The organism is Sphingomonas crocodyli, assembly GCF_004005865.1.
Taxonomy (GTDB): Bacteria; Pseudomonadota; Alphaproteobacteria; order Sphingomonadales; family Sphingomonadaceae; genus Rhizorhabdus; species Rhizorhabdus crocodyli.
The window spans coordinates 1,326,778-1,342,001 of record NZ_SACN01000001.1 but is presented as its reverse complement, the minus strand read 5'-3'; the positions used below and the strand labels follow the sequence as shown (position 1 = coordinate 1,342,001).

Below are 15,224 nucleotides of genomic sequence, written 5' to 3'. Positions count from 1 at the left end.
TAAAACTATCTTTATCAAAATCACTATGGTAGTGACTAGTCACCATATTTTTGAAGAATGATGCCATCCCCGATGCCAAGCCATTGTTACGTTTAAAGGTACGCGCGCCGGCACACTCAGCGAAGTCGGGCCTGACACCCGGTTCATATATGAGGATGGCTGGGCACAGGAGATTGCTTGCGCGCTACCCATCACACAGCGTGAACATTTTTGGCGAAATGGCCTCATTCCTTTTTTCCAGCATCTCGGCCCTGAGGGTTGGCTGCGCGGCCGCCAGGCACGTGCAGGCGGCACGCCAAACCAAGACGATTTTGGCCTACTCTTAAATTATGGCGCCGACTGCATCGGCGCGGTCGGCATCCTTCCGTTGGACGACATCCATGTCCACCCGCTCGTTGACGCAGATCCAGTTGAAGAAGCAGCAACCGCTCCAGGGCGGACATTGTCAGGCGTCCAGAAAAAGTGGTTGGTCTATCGCACTGCCCAGGGGTGCGTCGCTGCAACTCGGCTAGAGGATCCGGCAACGCATATAGCCAAGTTCAACAGTCCCGACGTCCCGACACTGGTTCTCAACGAGGACCTCTCGCTCCGCCTCGCCCGCGAGGTTCTAGGCACCAGCGAAGTCACCGCCGCGGCAATCGGGCAGGTTGAGGGCGAAGACGGCATTGCTCTTATCGTCGAGCGCTTTGATCGGCTTGGCGATGTCCGGCTGCGGCTGGAGGACTTTGCCCAAATCCTCGAACGCCCTCGAGGCACAACCTTCGAAGGCAAATATCAGGGAAGCTATGAGGAAGCCGCTGACGTCATTGCTCGCTTCTCATCGCGCGCCCTTATCGACCTAGATCGTTTTTTTCGTCTCGTGCTCTTCAATCTCGTCATCGGCAATGCCGACGCGCATTTGAAGAATTTCTCGCTGCTCGAGCGCGATGAGGGGTTGAGGCTTAGCCCTGCCTATGACCTTCTCAATACGCTGGTATATCCGCGCTATGATCGAGTGAGCGCGCTCGAAATTGGCGGCAGCAAGCGTTCCTTCGACACTATCGATCGCGATCTCTTGACGCGGTTCGGGGTTGTGATCGGGCTGCCTCTCAGAGCTGTCCAACGAACAATTGATCAACTCAAGAAGCGAATAACGAGCGCCTCGGCGCTCGCGCTGCCACCCCATATTCAACCTGATGATTTCCGTGCCCGCTATCGGGAGGTGGTCATAGCCAATGCAGAGAGGATGCTCGCATGACCAATTGGCCAATCGACTGGCGTGCCGTCGTCGACGAGGCTGTACGCCGTCGCAAACGCGAGGGCCTGTCTCAGCGCAGCTTGGGTGAACTTGCGGGCGTCAGCGCACCAACGATCAATGCATTTGAACAAGGCGAGATCAATCTGCGCTTCGAACGCATTGTCGCAATCTTGCACGCGCTTGGTATGTTCGTATCGCCCGGCAAAGCGGACGCATTCGACACCTTTATCTACAATGCACGCCGCAAATGGGAGGAGCTTGTCGCTCCCTTGCCTAGTGATGACCCCAGCCGCCAGCCGCTAGGCCATAGCGAACAGGCCTATGAGCTAAATGGTATCAAGGCTCCCGGATCGACGCCGCAGCTACGCCGAGTTCTCGCCGAACTCCCCAAAACATCTGGCTGGTCACCCTTCTGGGTGCCAACCCGCGAGGAACTGCGTCCCTATATCGAAGATGGAATGCTCGAATGCTGGCTCGGCCGCCCAGATCACGACCGAGCATTTCCAGACCCAGCTCACACCGACTTCTGGCGGATCGATCGTAAAGGGCAAGCCTATCTGCATCGCGGCTACCAGGAAGACGGGATGGACAATCTCGAGCCAGGTACGATCTTCGATCTAACCTTGCCTATTTGGCGTACCGCTGAAGTGCTGCTGCACGCAGCCAACCTGGCCTCCGCGCTCGGCGGCAGCGGTGAGACAACGGTTCGCTTCCACGCCCGCTACTCAGGTATCGAAGGCCGCGATTTGATCAATTGGTCGAAGCCGCGGACGCGCATCTACATTGACGGGCGGCACCGTGCACGGTCGTCACAGATCGACCTTGAGGCCTATACGGATGTCGAAAAGATCGAGACCGAACTGGCGGTGGTGATCGCAGAGATCCTAACCCCCTTATACGAGCGCTTTGACGGCTACGAATTAGCACCAGATCTGATTGAGACTGAGATCCGGGACATGCGGCGCCAACCGGGCTTTGGCCGACGCGATCTCTGACCGAAGCACCATCAATGGCTGACCCATCGCGTGGATGGGTACGCCTATTGCCCCAGCACAGTCTCATATCCCTGACCTGAGGAGCGAACCACGATCGTTCGGCTCATCGATGTCGTGTAGATCGCTTTCGTCGTATCCCGATCGGTGAAAGTATATTCACGACCGCTGGTTTGACGGAGCGCATCTCGAAACTTGTGCGCCGCTACAGTCTTGGCGTGCGGCTCGAGACGCGCCACAACCTCTGCCCGCGGGTGCCCAAAGCTGTTCTCATAGCCATTGCTAAAGATCGAACTCGTGGGCGTTAGCGTGTCGGCCCAAACCTTCGATGTCGAGGTCGTCAGACTACCATGATGTCCTGCACGCAGCACATCGATATCGAGCCAGGCCGCAGGGTAGCGGCTCATGATCATATTCTCGGTCGCATGGGTTGCATCACCCGTAATGACCGCCTCGAAATCACCAAGCCGGACCATCACGACGATACTCATCGCATTCTTGCGGCTGGCAGGGTGCTCCACCGCCGCCGCCAAAATCCAGACCTTCGCAGAGCCGCAATTGATGTCAGGGTTAGGCTTGGCCTGCGCGTCGAAATATTCGGCCGTTAGGCGCTTCGCCTTTGCCGGAGTGGCATTGAGCCAATCGTATAATTCCTTGTCCGCATAGTCCGCGCGATCGGCCACATACCAAGCTTGCCCGATCGAGATCTCATCGAGCACCTCAGGCAGAAGATTATAATGGTCGGCGTCAGGATGTGTGACGATCAGATAGTCGATATCGCCTCCCACGGGCTCAATCTGCTTCCAAAGATAGTCGCGAACGTCGTCGGGCGATCGCCCGCTCAGCGATCCGCTGTCTATCAAGATGGTCGAGCCGTTGGGGCAAACAATCAGCGTGCCATCGCCCTGACCGACGTCCATGAAATGGATCGAAAGCGGTCTCGTGGCAGCGAGTGCCGCGGGAGAAGCGAGCCGAGCCGTCCAACTTTTGCTGACATAGCCCTCTACCCCGTTGGAGAGGCGAACCCGGTAAAAATAGGGAACACTGTCGAGAAGCTCTGCATTCTCACCGGGCAACAGCGTGCCAACGCGACGAGAAGGAGGGCCAAGCGGCTCTTCGCGGACAGCGACATTGGAGCGGACCCGCTCGGAGGGACGGATCTTCTCCTGTGCAAATGCACTCGCGGGCAACAGCAGGGTGAAGGCGGTTAGGACAACGATAAAACGTCGCAGCGTCGCCTGATATGAACCTTTCCAAGACATCCTACCCTCCCCCGACAAGATTTCACCCTTGATCATTTGCCCCCTCGCTTGGGGAGGTGCCCTCCGGCTCAGTCGGCGCTGGCTTGAAGTCCGCGGGCCGATTGATCGGATTATAGCCTTTGGCCATTCGCTCGATCACCGAGTGGTGAGCCAAAGCGCCTTCAGCAATTTTGCGCGGCTCAGCACGTGGCAGATAATAGCCTCCGCCCGTAACCTTCTCTGGGAAGCGCTTCCACTTGCGTCGCTTGGGAAGATATTCGAGCGGCCACCAGGCAGCGGTCATAGAATTGTGAATGGGGCCATGCGCGTCGGGTGCCACATACATATGCTTGCCACCGGGCAAGGAGGCGCCTTCCGCTAGGTGGCGGAACATAGCTTCGTTGATTTCGAGCCCATATTTCTGGGCCTCACGCGCCATCCAGATCAGGGGAAATTTCGCGACCTGACTCTCAGCTTCAGCCCAACCGCCACCAACATCGCAATGATCGCCAGCAAACCAGACCGTCTGCTGGTCCTGCGGGCCTTCGGCAGGCGCGAAGGGATCGGGCTTGAAGTCCTGGCCAGGCGTCCAATTGTAGAGCCGGAACATACGACGACGCTCATCGATCGCTGCCGCTTGGCGAAACACGCGAACGCTTGGATTGGACTTGGTGTAAGGAAGGTAGGATTGGCTCGGCAGTCGCAATAAGCCTGGGCGAACAAAGACCGAGGCCACCGTATCCCACACGCCGACAAAATGGATCGGCACCCGCCTCCCGCCAATCACCCGCCGGAATTGCCAAGCGACGTCGAGACTGTCCTCACGATCCGCCTTTTTATAGGCTTTGAGCGCATATTCGGCGAGGTTACGCTGGTCCGGATCGAGCAGACCGAGCAGGTGGATCATCCCGGCAACTGCGCGTGCGGTATAGGCACCACGACTGAAACCAAACAGGAAGATCCGATCTCCAGGCTGGTAGGTCTCAATCAAGTAGCAATAAGCCGCGAGCATGTTGGCATCGAGCCCCCACCCCGTCGCTAAGCCGAAAGTCGCGACCGCGCTTTGCATAGCGGGGCTCCAGTCGCTGATCAGCGGCACGGTTCCTATTCCGGGATGATAGAAGACACGCTGGTGCTCACTGCGATCAAGGCAGCGATATAGCTTCACTACGTTGGTCAAGTTATCCTTGACCTCATTACTCGTACCATCGAGCAGCAGGATGAGATTACGCGGCATCGTCTTCCCCCCGGCATTAAGGCACCATCATTTGGCCAAACGGTCAAGACGTTCCTAAACCGGAATGAACCGATTCATCCGTTAGAATTACCTTTAGCAAGATCCCCACATGACCTTTTCAGCCACAATCGGGCCGCAAGCACATGGCCATCGATTGAATGACAAATAATTTGGCGCGTTATGTGAACCTTATGCCTCGGCTCGACGACAAGATTATTGCGGCCGCTCCTCTGCCACTCTGAGGTCGCGCAACTTAGTCAGGATCTCGAACCAGCGCTTCACGCCCTCAATATCCCCCGCCTGCCCTAGTTCGAAGATGCGGACACCGACAAAGGAAAGTGCCTTGTCGCCATGCGTCTTCTTGATCGCGAGAGCTTCGGCCCATCGCTCTTGATCGGGCGTCATCCGATGGACTTGGCGCCAAGTGCGCTGCATTTCGCGAATTTGCCTCTGAGGTCGCTACACGGGACTGCCTGAAGAGCCGTCCCTGCTGAGAGGGAGGTCACCGTGATAAAACTTGGAAAATGGCGCAGCCTCATCGCTTTCTCCAATGTATGACCCTGCGGTCAGACAAGCATCCTGCAGTCGGCAATACAAGGGCGCCCAACCGAGATCTCATGCGCCGGCCGCGACGGTCTAATGACCTTGGCTTGCTCGCCGCCGTCGTGCCGGGCAGAAAGCGCGCGGTTGCGGAGGGTTTGCAATGCTTGGCCAACCCCAACGTTGGGGCTCTACCCTGGTTTATGGGTTCGCCCATTTCGGCAAGAGCCTGCTGTGGTATTCGAGCGAGATACTCTTCGCCTTCTTCCTAACCGAGCTAGCTGGCTTACGAGCGTCGCAAATGGGCGTAGTCCTCGCTGCGGGATTTGTCGCCAGCGCGTTCATCGATCTGGCCGTCGCGCTGACGCTCAGACAATGGCTCGTCGCCTCTGGCACCGCCGGCCGACTGCAGCTTGCAGGGTCAGCGATCAGCTCGCTCATGCTCGGTGCTGTATTTGCCGGCGCCTGGCTCCCGGCAGATATACGGTATGGCTATGCGCTCATCGCAGGCGTCGCATTCAGGGTCGCTTATGCTCTGTATGACATCCCGCAAAACGCATTGATGTCGCTTGCCACAACGGACGCCGCGAGCCGCCGAAGCGTTGCCTCGACGCGCATCTGGTTTAGCGGCGGAGCGACGCTCACGATCGCCGCGGTGATCGGGCCCATGATTGCGAGCTCCAAGCGCTCTGAAGGTGCATCGCTGCTGGTCTTGTTATCCGCAGCCTTTGCGGTGGTCGCGGTGATCAGCGCCTTCATGCTCTCGCGCTACTTGTCGGCCCCCAAAGACACTATGATTGAAGAACGCTCGGTCCGCCGCTGGCATCCAACGGCGGAGTTCTGGCTGATCATCTCCATGTCCTTTGCGACAACGATTTTCACGCCCGCTTTTGCCAAGCTCGTCCCCTATGTGGCCGACCAAGCGCGCGGAGCAGGCCTGTGGGGGAGCCTCACAATCGCGATGATGGCGGTCGGGATCATGGGCGGACAACCATTATGGCTGCGCATGCATCGCCATATGTCGAGCGGCCTCGTCCTGATCGCAGCCTCCGTGGCGCAGATCGGATCGTTGATTGTCTTTTGGTCGGCAGGTCCGACGACCTCTGTCCTATCGGCGGTGGCCGCTATCGGATTTGGCCTCGGCAATGGCGGTGTCGGCATGGTGATGTGGGCGGCGCTCAGCGACGTGGTCGCGCGCTCGGCTCCAGGAAGTGCCGGGGTCGCTTATGGACTATTCCTAGCCTCCAATAAGATTGGGCTCGCGCTTGGCGGCGGCGTCATTGCCGTCGCCCTCGCCGGCGTGTCTCTCGACGATTTCCGCGATCTGACCTTGTTGATGCTTATGGCGGCAATTCCAGCCGTAGGGGCGATATGCCTCATCGCAAGCGGCATGCTGTTCCGGATCGTTCGCCCGGCACGATCTTGAAGCGCGGGCGGCCGATATCTCTAACTTACGGCTGAGGCACTGCCCCCCGGGAGGCAGCAATGGGAGCACGCAACCCTTGCGGTGCAAAGAAGGTCGCGCGCAGCGGGAGCATGGCTGCCCCTATAGCCGCGGCGTCTGACTGGACCTCGCCTGGCACCAGGCGCGCGATCGGGCGGGCGACGGAGCGCCGGCGTTGGTCGAACATTTCCAACTTCGCCGCCAATCGCCTGGCCAGATCCACCGGGATCAGGCCGCCCAAAACGATGGCATCAAGATCGAGGATAGCCGCCGCATTTGAGACGATGATCGAAACGGAATCATGCACCCGGGTTATCCACTCCTCGATCGCCGGCCATGACGGGTCATAATGGGTGACAAGCTCATCCACCGTCTCGAAACTCGCTCCGTCCCGCGCGACGAGTATCCGCAAGAGCTCGAGATTAGGGAACGGATAGATATTGGGCGGCAAGCCGCCAGCAAACTCGCCGGCATTGCCATAGCGCCCTCGCCACAATTCACCGTTCAACATGAGGCCGCCGCCAACGCCGGAACTCAAATAGAGATAAGCAAAGCTTGGCGCCCAACGCCCTACGCCCAGCATGCCCTCTGCCAAGGTCGCCGCATTGCCGTCATTCTCGGCGAAAACAGCACAACCGAGCCTGGCGCCCAGAACCTGCTGCACGTCGATCCCAGCCCATTCCTCCAAATAGCTCGGGGTATTGAAGGACCGCTCGTCAATGAACGAACCAGCGATACTCAGCCCTAAGCCGGCAAAGACACCGCGTCGATCCTGATCGCCGGAGTAGCCACGCAAACCCTCTTCGATCCAAGCCGCGACATTCTCCACGCCCATGCTGCGCGGATGCGCCTTGCTCTGGTCAACAATATCCCCTGCAAAGTTCATCACCACCATCGCCGCCGTACCCGCGGTGATCGAAACGCCGACCGAATGCGCGAACTCGCCAGCCAATTTGAGCGCAGATGTTCGATAGCCCTTGGTGCCACTGACCTTTTCACCCGAGACGATCATCTCGCGATCCGACAATCCACCTACGATGCGTGAAATTGACTGCTGGGTGAGATCCAAAGCATTGACGAGATCGCCCTGCGTGGTGCCGCCGCCCCGAAACAAGACATCGAGAACGCCGCGTTCGCTGTTCATCAATCGCCCGAAAGATGGATCATTCTCAGACATTTCGTCGGCTTATCTCCTGCCCAAAGCGCGTGATCGCACCTGCCGCATGTGGATACAACCGCGCCAGGAAGAGAATATGTCATCAAATATACTCATTGAGAGTGCATTTGCGCGTTGTTGGTGGCATGATCGCCGCCAAGCGGACTTGCGACGAGTGATTTCGGCGCATCCATACCGCGCAACAGGAGGATCAGGTGGCTAGGAATCGCTCGAATATTTTGCGTTTCGCGAGCTCGGCATGTTCGGCCGCGTTCATCGTCATGGCGTTCGGAGCACCGAGCTATGCACAAGACGTCGCGCCAGAAGCCGGGACAGACATCAATGACATTGTCGTCACCGCAACGCGGCGCGCCGAACCGTTGCAGAAGGTTCCGATCGCGATCTCGGTCGTCGGCGGAGATCTTCTGCGCTCGGAAAATCGAGCGGGCTTGCAAAGCATTTCGGCGATCGTCCCGTCACTGAACTTTCGCAACACCGCATCGGCCAAGGATCAGGCACTCTTCATCCGTGGCTTGGGCACAGTCTCGACCTCGCCTGGCGTAGAGCCCACGGTCTCGACCGTGATCGACGGCGTTGTTCTGGCTCGCCAAGGCCAGGCCAGCATGGATCTGATGGATATCGATCATATCGAAGTTCTGCGCGGCCCCCAGGGCACGCTCTTTGGTAAGAATGCGTCGGTTGGCGCGGTCAATATCGTCACCCGCGCGCCCGGTGACGCGTTCCACGGTTTTGCAGATATCGGCTATTATACGGGCGGCGATGAGTGGCGGCTGCGTGCTGGCGTCTCGGGCCCGCTGGCTGGCGACAAGGTCGCCTTCAGCCTGACGGGCGCTTATTCGCATTTCAACGGCAACGTCACCAACGTCTTCAACAACAAGACCGTCAATGGCTTTCGCAATGCAGGCGTTCGCGGCAAGCTCCAGTTCACGCCGAGCGAAGATCTGAAAATCACGCTGATCGGCGACTATGCCGATGCGAAATCCACCACGCCGCAAGGCGTCGTGTCGTCGACCACTTTGGTCGCCTATCCGACGAATGTCGTGACCAACTTCCCGGCCTTTGCGTCAGCTTTGGCACCGGTCGTTCCCCGCGCCGACAATCGTGCGATCAACAGCAATTACTCTACCTTTGCCAAGGACAAGAACCGGGGGATCTCGCTTCAAGCCGATTGGAGCCTGGGCGACTATACCGTCACGTCCATCACCGCATGGCGGGGCTGGAAAAATGACCAGGCACAGGATCAGGATCGCCTGCCCGCTGCCACCACCGCTTTTCCCCAGCAGCACGACATCGGCAATCTCGACTTCGATCAATATTCGCAGGAGCTGAGGCTTGCATCGCCCAAGGGCCAATTTATCGACTATCAGGTCGGGCTCTTCTTCTTCCAGGGCGACGACAAGGAGCGCTATCAGCGCATCACGACGCTCGCCACAGGCGCCAGCTTTCTAGGCGTTGCGAATTATAGTGTGAAGAACAAGAGCTATGCGGGCTTCGGTGAAGCCAATCTCCACTTCACCGATCAGTTTCGCGCGACGCTCGGCGCACGCCTGACGCGCGACAAGCTGCGTTATTCCTTCGTCCGGACCTCGACCTCGCCCACAGCGGTTGCGGGCATCCAGACTGCATTTACAGCGGGCGGAAATACGAGCGACACCGGCTTTTCGGGTCGCGCAGGGCTCCAATATGACCTCGCACCGAGCGCGATGGCCTATTTCACTTATGGCCGCGGCTATAAGGGACCGGCCTATAATGTCGCTTTCAGCATGCTGCCGCAGGACACGATGGCGCTGAAACCGGAAACCTCCAACTCCTACGAAGTCGGCATAAAATCGCGCTTCCTCGACAATATGCTGCGCGTGAACATCGCGGGCTTCCTCGACAAGTTCAAAAATTATCAGGTCAATTTCTTCGACACGTTCAACGGGTCGCCTGTCACCCGCCTCGTCAATGCGGGCCGCGTGTCCACCCGCGGTGTCGAGCTTGACGTTGACTTTCAGCCCACGCGAGCACTCACGCTTTCGGCTGGCGGCGCTTATACCAAGGCACGCGTCGACAATTTCATTTGCCCTGCGGGCGCCAATGCATCCTGTCAGATCAATGGCCGGCCGCTTCCTTATGCGCCCAGGTGGAAGGGCAATGTCCGGGCAAGCTATGAGCTGCCCGTGAGCGACGCTCTCTCCATCCGACTGACCACCGATGCCAATGCGCAGAGCAAGGTTCAGTATAGCATCAACCAAACTCCAACGACCGAGCAGAGCGCCTTTGGGATCTGGAATGCGTCGCTTGGGTTGATCGGCAAGGATCGGTGGGAGCTCAACCTGGTCGTGAAGAACATCACGGATAAGTCCTACTCGACTAACCTTGGGACATTTGGTCAGGGCGTGGTTCGCTTCGTGCCCCGCGATGATCGCCGCTACGTCGGCGCCAATTTCCACCTGAGCTACTGAGGCAAAATATCGGAGCCGCGAACCGGCTCATGTTCGACCATATGGCTCCCCCTCAAATGGGGGAGCCAAGCAGCGAAGAACCCTTTGTGTATGACCAAGCTTTCGACCGATCGACGCCATTTTCTTGAATTGATGGCCGCCGGCGCAACCGCGATCGTCGGGGCATCCAACCCCGCACAAGCTGCGCGTGGCCCTTATCCGCCCGATGTCGGCTCCAAATTCTATGCAGATGGTCGGGTTCACCCCTTTGCCGGCAACACCGTCATTTGCCACGTGCCGCAGCAAGGAGAGCATGCAGCCTGCTTTGACGCGCTGTTGGATATTTATCGGGAAGCGCCAAAGCATGCTTTCCTCCGCAAAGTCGCTCTGCTTCCTCCATCAAGCTATCACATGACAGTCTTTGGCGGCGCCAATGACCGTCCCCGACTGCCAAAGTCATGGCCGGCCGACTTGTCGCTCGACATGCCGATGGCGCAATGTACCGAGATCCTCACCGAACGGCTCAAAACCGCGCGCATTGATTGTCGCGTGCCGATCAAGATGCGGGTTGATCCATCGCAGGACCCAACCAATGGTGCGCCCCTCACCCTGCGCCTCCTGCCGGCAGATGCCGCCGAACATAGCAAACTCGCCGAGCTGCGCCGCGCAATTGCCGACGCGACCAAGATCCCGCTCCCGGCCCCTGACACATATCGTTTCCACATTTCGCTCGGCTATTTCATCGCCTGGCTGAACGCCGCGGAAGAGGCCTCTTTCATCACGACATTCAATCGGTGGGCCCATGAGCTTGCCGCGAAGTCACCGGTGATCACCCTGGGTGCGCCAGAATTCTGCACCTTCCATGACATGTTTGCCTTTCACCGCATTCTCTATCTGGCAGCGCAAACTGGCCCAGCTCAGAAGTGAAGCGAGCACGAGCTTGCGCGGTGGGCTAGCAGATCACCCAACCATTCTTACGGCCCAGAGCATAATGACGACGGTCGCACAGTGACGTCGCAGGGAGAGGAAAAGGCCATGCAGCTGAACGTCGAACCTGTCTCATCGTCAGACCCGGTCGTCGCCAACGATCCCCCGGCCGATGGCATCGACGCGCCTGACCTGCGCCTGTTCGTTTTTGCGCTCTTTTTCGTATTTGGCGGCATCACCAGCCTGAACGATGTGATCATCCCCAAGCTGAAGGACCTGTTCACGCTCAGCTACGCCCAAGCGATGCTGGTTCAATCAGCCTTTTTTGCTGCCTATTTTCTCATCTCATTACCGGCCGCCGCCATCGTTCGACGCGTCGGCTATATGGTCACTGCAGCCATAGGCCTGGTCACTATGACGGCTGGCTGCCTGCTGTTCGTGCCCGCCGCAGCATCTGCGACATTCGGCATATTCCTGCTGGCATTGTTCGTCCTGGCAGCCGGCATCACGACTGTGCAGGTCGTCGCCAATCCGCTGATCTCGCTGCTTGGGCCGCCTCGAACGGCCAGCAGTCGACTAACCTTCGCGCAGGCCTTCAATTCGCTCGGCACGACCCTTTTCCCGATCATCGGGTCGATGCTCATCCTCGGATCGCTCGCTAAAATTGATCCCTCAGCACTCAAGGGTCCAGCGCTCGACGCGTATCGCGCCGCCGAAGCCCAGGTGGTCGTCCACACTTATCTCGGCCTTGCCGTCGCCATTCTCACCGTGGCGGCCATCGTGTGGGCACGACGCGGTCGATTGGCCACCACAATCGCGGACGACGCACCGATCCTGCGCGCCTTCAACCTGCTCAAACAACCAAGGTTCGCGTTCGGCGCGCTTTCGATCTTCCTTTATGTCGGCGCTGAGGTCGCCATCGGTTCGCTCATCGTCAGCTATCTGACCCAGACCGATACGCTCAACCTGTCACAAGAAGCCGCTGGAACCTATGTCGCCTTCTATTGGGGCGGCGCGATGCTCGGGCGCTTTGCCGGCTCTGCCCTGCTCAGGGTCTTGGATCCAGGCAAGGTGCTCGCCGGGGTCGCCACCGCCTCCATCGCGCTGATCCTTATCTCGGCCAACAGCATCGGCGCGGTGTCCGGATGGTCGCTTCTCGCAATCGGGCTCATGAACTCGATCATGTTCCCAACGATCTTCACCTTGGCGAGCACCGGGCTTGGCAAACGTGCCGCCGAAGGGTCGGGCGTGATCTGCATGGCGATCGTGGGTGGCGCCATCATCCCGCCGCTCACGGGGCAGCTTGCCGATTTGGCGGGGCTGAGAATGAGCCTTCTCATCCCAGCACTCTGCTATGTCGCGATCGCGGCCTTCGGTTTTCTCACGCGCCGTCGCCTTGCTTGAAGACGTCCGTGCGATGATAAGCGAGATAAGCGGCCTGCTCAGCACTGAACCCGCCGACATTGACGATCGCATCGAAACCCCAAGCTGCCCACACGTCGCTCGGCAGCCTTATGGACTTCAGAACGGTGCCATCATCCATAAAGCTGATCAGGCCACGATCGAAGAGCTTGTCCACATGGGGCGATAGAAGCAGCCCGTTACAACCATCGAGCTTCTCCAGATCCGAACAATGCCGCCAGGGCTTGATGTGGCTGGCGATAAGGAATTGCGGATCTGAGACGCCGGTCAGCCGACACGCAGTTTCATTGAGCCGAACATTGGATCGAAAGATGCCCTGCCCTCGGCGCGATAGGATCAGTTGCTCCTTTTGGGTGGGGCCGATGTCGGTTCGCCCTTGCAACGCCTGTTGGGCAACCTCGTCCCCTGCCTGCACCGCATCGTCAGACGGTTCTCCATTCACAAAGGCCGCAATCGAAAGACCAAGTTTGTCGAGAATGATCGCTGCGAATGGCTCAGAGATCTCCGCCAGATAGACGCCTTGATTGCCATTGCCGTTGGCTTGAAGCGGCGCATATTTCGGCTCGAGATGGGCTGCGAGTTCGGCAATGAAGTCCTTGGGCTTCACCGGTGTTTCGGCAAGCTGGAACTCCACCGGCACGAACCAGCCATCGTCTGACCATTGGTCACCAATGCTGCCAAAATTGGGCTTACCTGCGGACTCAGCGGGCCCCTGTGCGACACCGACGGCTTTGATCATCGTGTCGCAGAACGAGAGGATCAGATCGCCGGCCTCAACCTGCGCCATATTGTCGTAGAATGGATTACGCCGACCCGCCTTATTGCGCTTGGGCGACCATAGAAACCCGCCCTGCACCTCATGCTTGTAGGTCTGGTTCTGATTGACCCACCAATAGCGCATCCGCTCTTCCCCATCTGCTTAGGTCCCGCATATGCGAGCTAGCCGACTTTGTCGCCGCGTGCGTGCGGCCAAGGCGGTGGATGTAGAAGCCTCTCGAACGACAACCTTAGCCGCACGCCCCTCGGTGTTGTGCTCTCTGCCCCTGCCGCTCAAGCCGGCGGGTGCCCGTGTGGCACTTGAAGCTCGAGGATTTCGAGAGGGCGGGCGAGCAAATCGGGTTGGAGCACCGTGTCGAGATGCTCGCGTGTCATCAGCCCACGGCTTAGAATGATGTCATAGACCCCCTGCCCTGAACTATGCGCTTCGACCGCCACTTCGGTTGCAAATTGGTAGCCAATATAGGGATTGAGCGCGGTCACGATCCCGATCGATCGCTCGACCTGGGCCCTCAAGGGCTCACGATTGGCGGTGATGCCGCGCACGCAGTTTCGCTCGAGGGTGAGGCACGCCGCCGTCAGATGCGATAGGCTTCGCTCCAAACTGTGGAAGATGATCGGCTCGAATGCATTGAGCTGCAATTGCCCTGCTTCGGCCGCCATCGTGATCGTGATGTCATTGCCAATGACTTCGAAGGCGACCTGATTGACGACCTCTGGAATGACCGGATTGACCTTACCCGGCATGATGGATGAGCCGGCCTGGCGAGGCGGAAGATTGATCTCATTGAAACCAGAGCGAGGTCCTGAGGACAGCAGGCGTAGATCGTTGCAGACTTTGGACAGCTTAACGGCGATCCGCTTTAGAACGCCCGATAGCTGGACGAAGGCTCCGCAATCCTGGGTCGCTTCGATCAGATTAGGCGCGGTGATCAGATCTTCGCCGACAATGTTCGAGAGCCGCTCGCGCACCAGCGCGGCATAACGGGGGTGCGAGGTAATACCCGTCCCGATCGCCGTACCACCCAGGTTGATCTCTTTGATCAATAGGGACGCTTCAGCAAGCCGAGCCTCATCCTCGGCAAGCATCAAGGCATAGGTGCCAAATTCCTGCCCCAAGGTCATTGGCACGGCATCTTGGAGCTGGGTACGCCCCATCTTGAGAATATCGGCAAACTCATCCGCCTTGTCAGCAAAAGCCGAACGCAGGATCGCCATTGCGCTCAGAAGGCGCTTAATGGCCGAGAGGGCTGCAAGCTTGAGAGCTGTCGGATAGACGTCATTGGTCGATTGCCCGCAATTGACGTGCTCATTCGGGTGAAGCTCGGCATAGGTGCCGCGCTCGAAACCCAAAAGTTCGAGCGCACGGTTTGCGATAACCTCATTAGCGTTCATGTTCGTCGAGGTACCCGCCCCGCCCTGGATCGGATCGACGATGAATTGGTCGTGGAGGGCGCCAGCGCGGATCTCATGGCAGGCCGCCACGATGGCGGCACAGCGATCTCCATCAAGCCGCCCTAACTCAAAATTGGCCTGGGCTGCTGCCTCTTTAATGGCTGCAAGCGCAATGATGAGATCGGGAGACCGCGCGATCGTAGTCCCGGTTATCGGAAAATTCTCAACGGCGCGCAGCGAATGGATCCCATAATAAGCGCTGAGAGGGATCGGCATATCGCCAATGAGGTCGTGCTCAAGGCGCGTCTTCTTTCGCATTTGGGTCATGCGCTGGCTCCTGGTCTGCTGGGAAAGGGAACGTGGTTTTCCATGTTCAATGGCAAGCGAGTGCACTCGCGCCTTGCGAGCG

At 58.7% G+C, this 15,224-nt stretch carries 12 protein-coding genes and 1 pseudogene; 7 read left to right on the top strand and 6 right to left on the bottom strand.

All coding sequences use genetic code 11. The features are described from left to right. Positions 1–82 precede the first annotated feature (82 nt). The 3 genes and pseudogenes from EOD43_RS24180 to EOD43_RS06325 all read left to right on the top strand — a co-directional run. A pseudogene (locus EOD43_RS24180) lies at positions 83–349 on the top strand (HipA N-terminal domain-containing protein); the annotation flags it as partial. 18 nt (positions 350–367) lie between these two features. Beyond that, positions 368–1,237, top strand: coding sequence for a HipA domain-containing protein (locus EOD43_RS06330; RefSeq protein ID WP_127742145.1), 870 nt, complete (start codon positions 368–370; stop codon positions 1,235–1,237). Continuing rightward, complete coding sequence (locus tag EOD43_RS06325; RefSeq protein ID WP_127742143.1) at positions 1,234–2,232, top strand: helix-turn-helix domain-containing protein; 999 nt, start codon at positions 1,234–1,236, stop codon at positions 2,230–2,232. Before EOD43_RS06330 ends, EOD43_RS06325 begins: the two co-directional genes overlap by 4 nt. A 44-nt stretch (positions 2,233–2,276) precedes the next feature. Here the strand turns inward: EOD43_RS06325 and EOD43_RS06320 are convergent, their stop codons facing one another. The 3 genes from EOD43_RS06320 to EOD43_RS06310 form a co-directional block, all read right to left on the bottom strand. After that, complete coding sequence (locus tag EOD43_RS06320; protein WP_127742141.1) at positions 2,277–3,527, bottom strand: MBL fold metallo-hydrolase; 1,251 nt, start codon at positions 3,525–3,527, stop codon at positions 2,277–2,279. Beyond that, positions 3,514–4,707 carry a DUF2235 domain-containing protein gene (locus tag EOD43_RS06315; RefSeq protein ID WP_127742139.1) on the bottom strand — a complete coding sequence of 398 codons (1,194 nt, stop codon included), beginning with the start codon at positions 4,705–4,707 and terminating at the stop codon, positions 3,514–3,516. The genes EOD43_RS06320 and EOD43_RS06315 overlap by 14 nt, the downstream gene beginning before the upstream one ends. Before the next feature lie 213 nt (positions 4,708–4,920). Then, positions 4,921–5,112, bottom strand: a complete 192-nt coding sequence (locus tag EOD43_RS06310; protein WP_127742137.1) for a DUF6961 family protein — start codon at positions 5,110–5,112, stop codon at positions 4,921–4,923. Between the two features lie 298 nt (positions 5,113–5,410). On the opposite strand from EOD43_RS06310, the gene EOD43_RS06305 reads away from it, so the two are divergent. Beyond that, complete coding sequence (locus EOD43_RS06305; RefSeq protein WP_127742135.1) at positions 5,411–6,673, top strand: MFS transporter; 1,263 nt, start codon at positions 5,411–5,413, stop codon at positions 6,671–6,673. 25 nt (positions 6,674–6,698) lie between these two features. On the opposite strand, the gene EOD43_RS06300 is transcribed toward EOD43_RS06305, so the two are convergent. Beyond that, the gene (locus EOD43_RS06300; protein ID WP_127742133.1) at positions 6,699–7,868 is read right to left on the bottom strand and encodes an ROK family transcriptional regulator; all 1,170 of its coding nucleotides are present in this window, start codon (positions 7,866–7,868) and stop codon (positions 6,699–6,701) included. 194 nt (positions 7,869–8,062) lie between these two features. Between EOD43_RS06300 and EOD43_RS06295 the strand changes: the two genes are divergently transcribed. The 3 genes from EOD43_RS06295 to EOD43_RS06285 all read left to right on the top strand — a co-directional run bounded on the left by EOD43_RS06295 (position 8,063) and on the right by EOD43_RS06285 (position 12,625). Next, the gene (locus tag EOD43_RS06295; protein ID WP_240653099.1) at positions 8,063–10,315 is read left to right on the top strand and encodes a TonB-dependent receptor; all 2,253 of its coding nucleotides are present in this window, start codon (positions 8,063–8,065) and stop codon (positions 10,313–10,315) included. Between the two features lie 90 nt (positions 10,316–10,405). Continuing rightward, positions 10,406–11,221, top strand: a complete 816-nt coding sequence (locus EOD43_RS06290) for a DUF1868 domain-containing protein (protein ID WP_127742129.1) — start codon at positions 10,406–10,408, stop codon at positions 11,219–11,221. Positions 11,222–11,329: 108 nt separating this feature from the next. Then, positions 11,330–12,625, top strand: a complete 1,296-nt coding sequence (locus EOD43_RS06285; RefSeq protein ID WP_127742127.1) for a sugar MFS transporter — start codon at positions 11,330–11,332, stop codon at positions 12,623–12,625. Here EOD43_RS06285 and EOD43_RS06280 read toward each other — a convergent pair. Both EOD43_RS06280 and EOD43_RS06275 read right to left on the bottom strand, forming a co-directional pair. Then, positions 12,603–13,544: an HNH endonuclease gene (locus tag EOD43_RS06280; RefSeq protein WP_127742125.1), complete on the bottom strand. Its 942-nt coding sequence runs from the start codon at positions 13,542–13,544 to the stop codon at positions 12,603–12,605. The genes EOD43_RS06285 and EOD43_RS06280 overlap by 23 nt on opposite strands. A 149-nt stretch (positions 13,545–13,693) precedes the next feature. Continuing rightward, entirely contained in the window at positions 13,694–15,142 is a 1,449-nt protein-coding gene (locus tag EOD43_RS06275; RefSeq protein ID WP_127742123.1) for an aspartate ammonia-lyase, read from the bottom strand. Between the last annotated feature and the right edge of the window lie 82 nt (positions 15,143–15,224).

Bases quoted from the DNA above. Each gene is read 5' to 3' on its own strand.
- EOD43_RS06325 (WP_127742143.1), top strand. From the start codon at position 1,234: ATGACCAATTGGCCAATCGACTGGCGTGCCGTCGTCGACGAGGCTGTA.
- EOD43_RS06320 (WP_127742141.1), bottom strand. From the start codon at position 3,527: ATGATCAAGGGTGAAATCTTGTCGGGGGAGGGTAGGATGTCTTGGAAA.
- EOD43_RS06315 (WP_127742139.1), bottom strand. From the start codon at position 4,707: ATGCCGCGTAATCTCATCCTGCTGCTCGATGGTACGAGTAATGAGGTC.
- EOD43_RS06310 (WP_127742137.1), bottom strand. From the start codon at position 5,112: ATGACGCCCGATCAAGAGCGATGGGCCGAAGCTCTCGCGATCAAGAAG.
- EOD43_RS06305 (WP_127742135.1), top strand. From the start codon at position 5,411: ATGCTTGGCCAACCCCAACGTTGGGGCTCTACCCTGGTTTATGGGTTC.
- EOD43_RS06300 (WP_127742133.1), bottom strand. From the start codon at position 7,868: ATGTCTGAGAATGATCCATCTTTCGGGCGATTGATGAACAGCGAACGC.
- EOD43_RS06290 (WP_127742129.1), top strand. From the start codon at position 10,406: ATGACCAAGCTTTCGACCGATCGACGCCATTTTCTTGAATTGATGGCC.
- EOD43_RS06285 (WP_127742127.1), top strand. From the start codon at position 11,330: ATGCAGCTGAACGTCGAACCTGTCTCATCGTCAGACCCGGTCGTCGCC.
- EOD43_RS06280 (WP_127742125.1), bottom strand. From the start codon at position 13,544: ATGCGCTATTGGTGGGTCAATCAGAACCAGACCTACAAGCATGAGGTG.
- EOD43_RS06275 (WP_127742123.1), bottom strand. From the start codon at position 15,142: ATGACCCAAATGCGAAAGAAGACGCGCCTTGAGCACGACCTCATTGGC.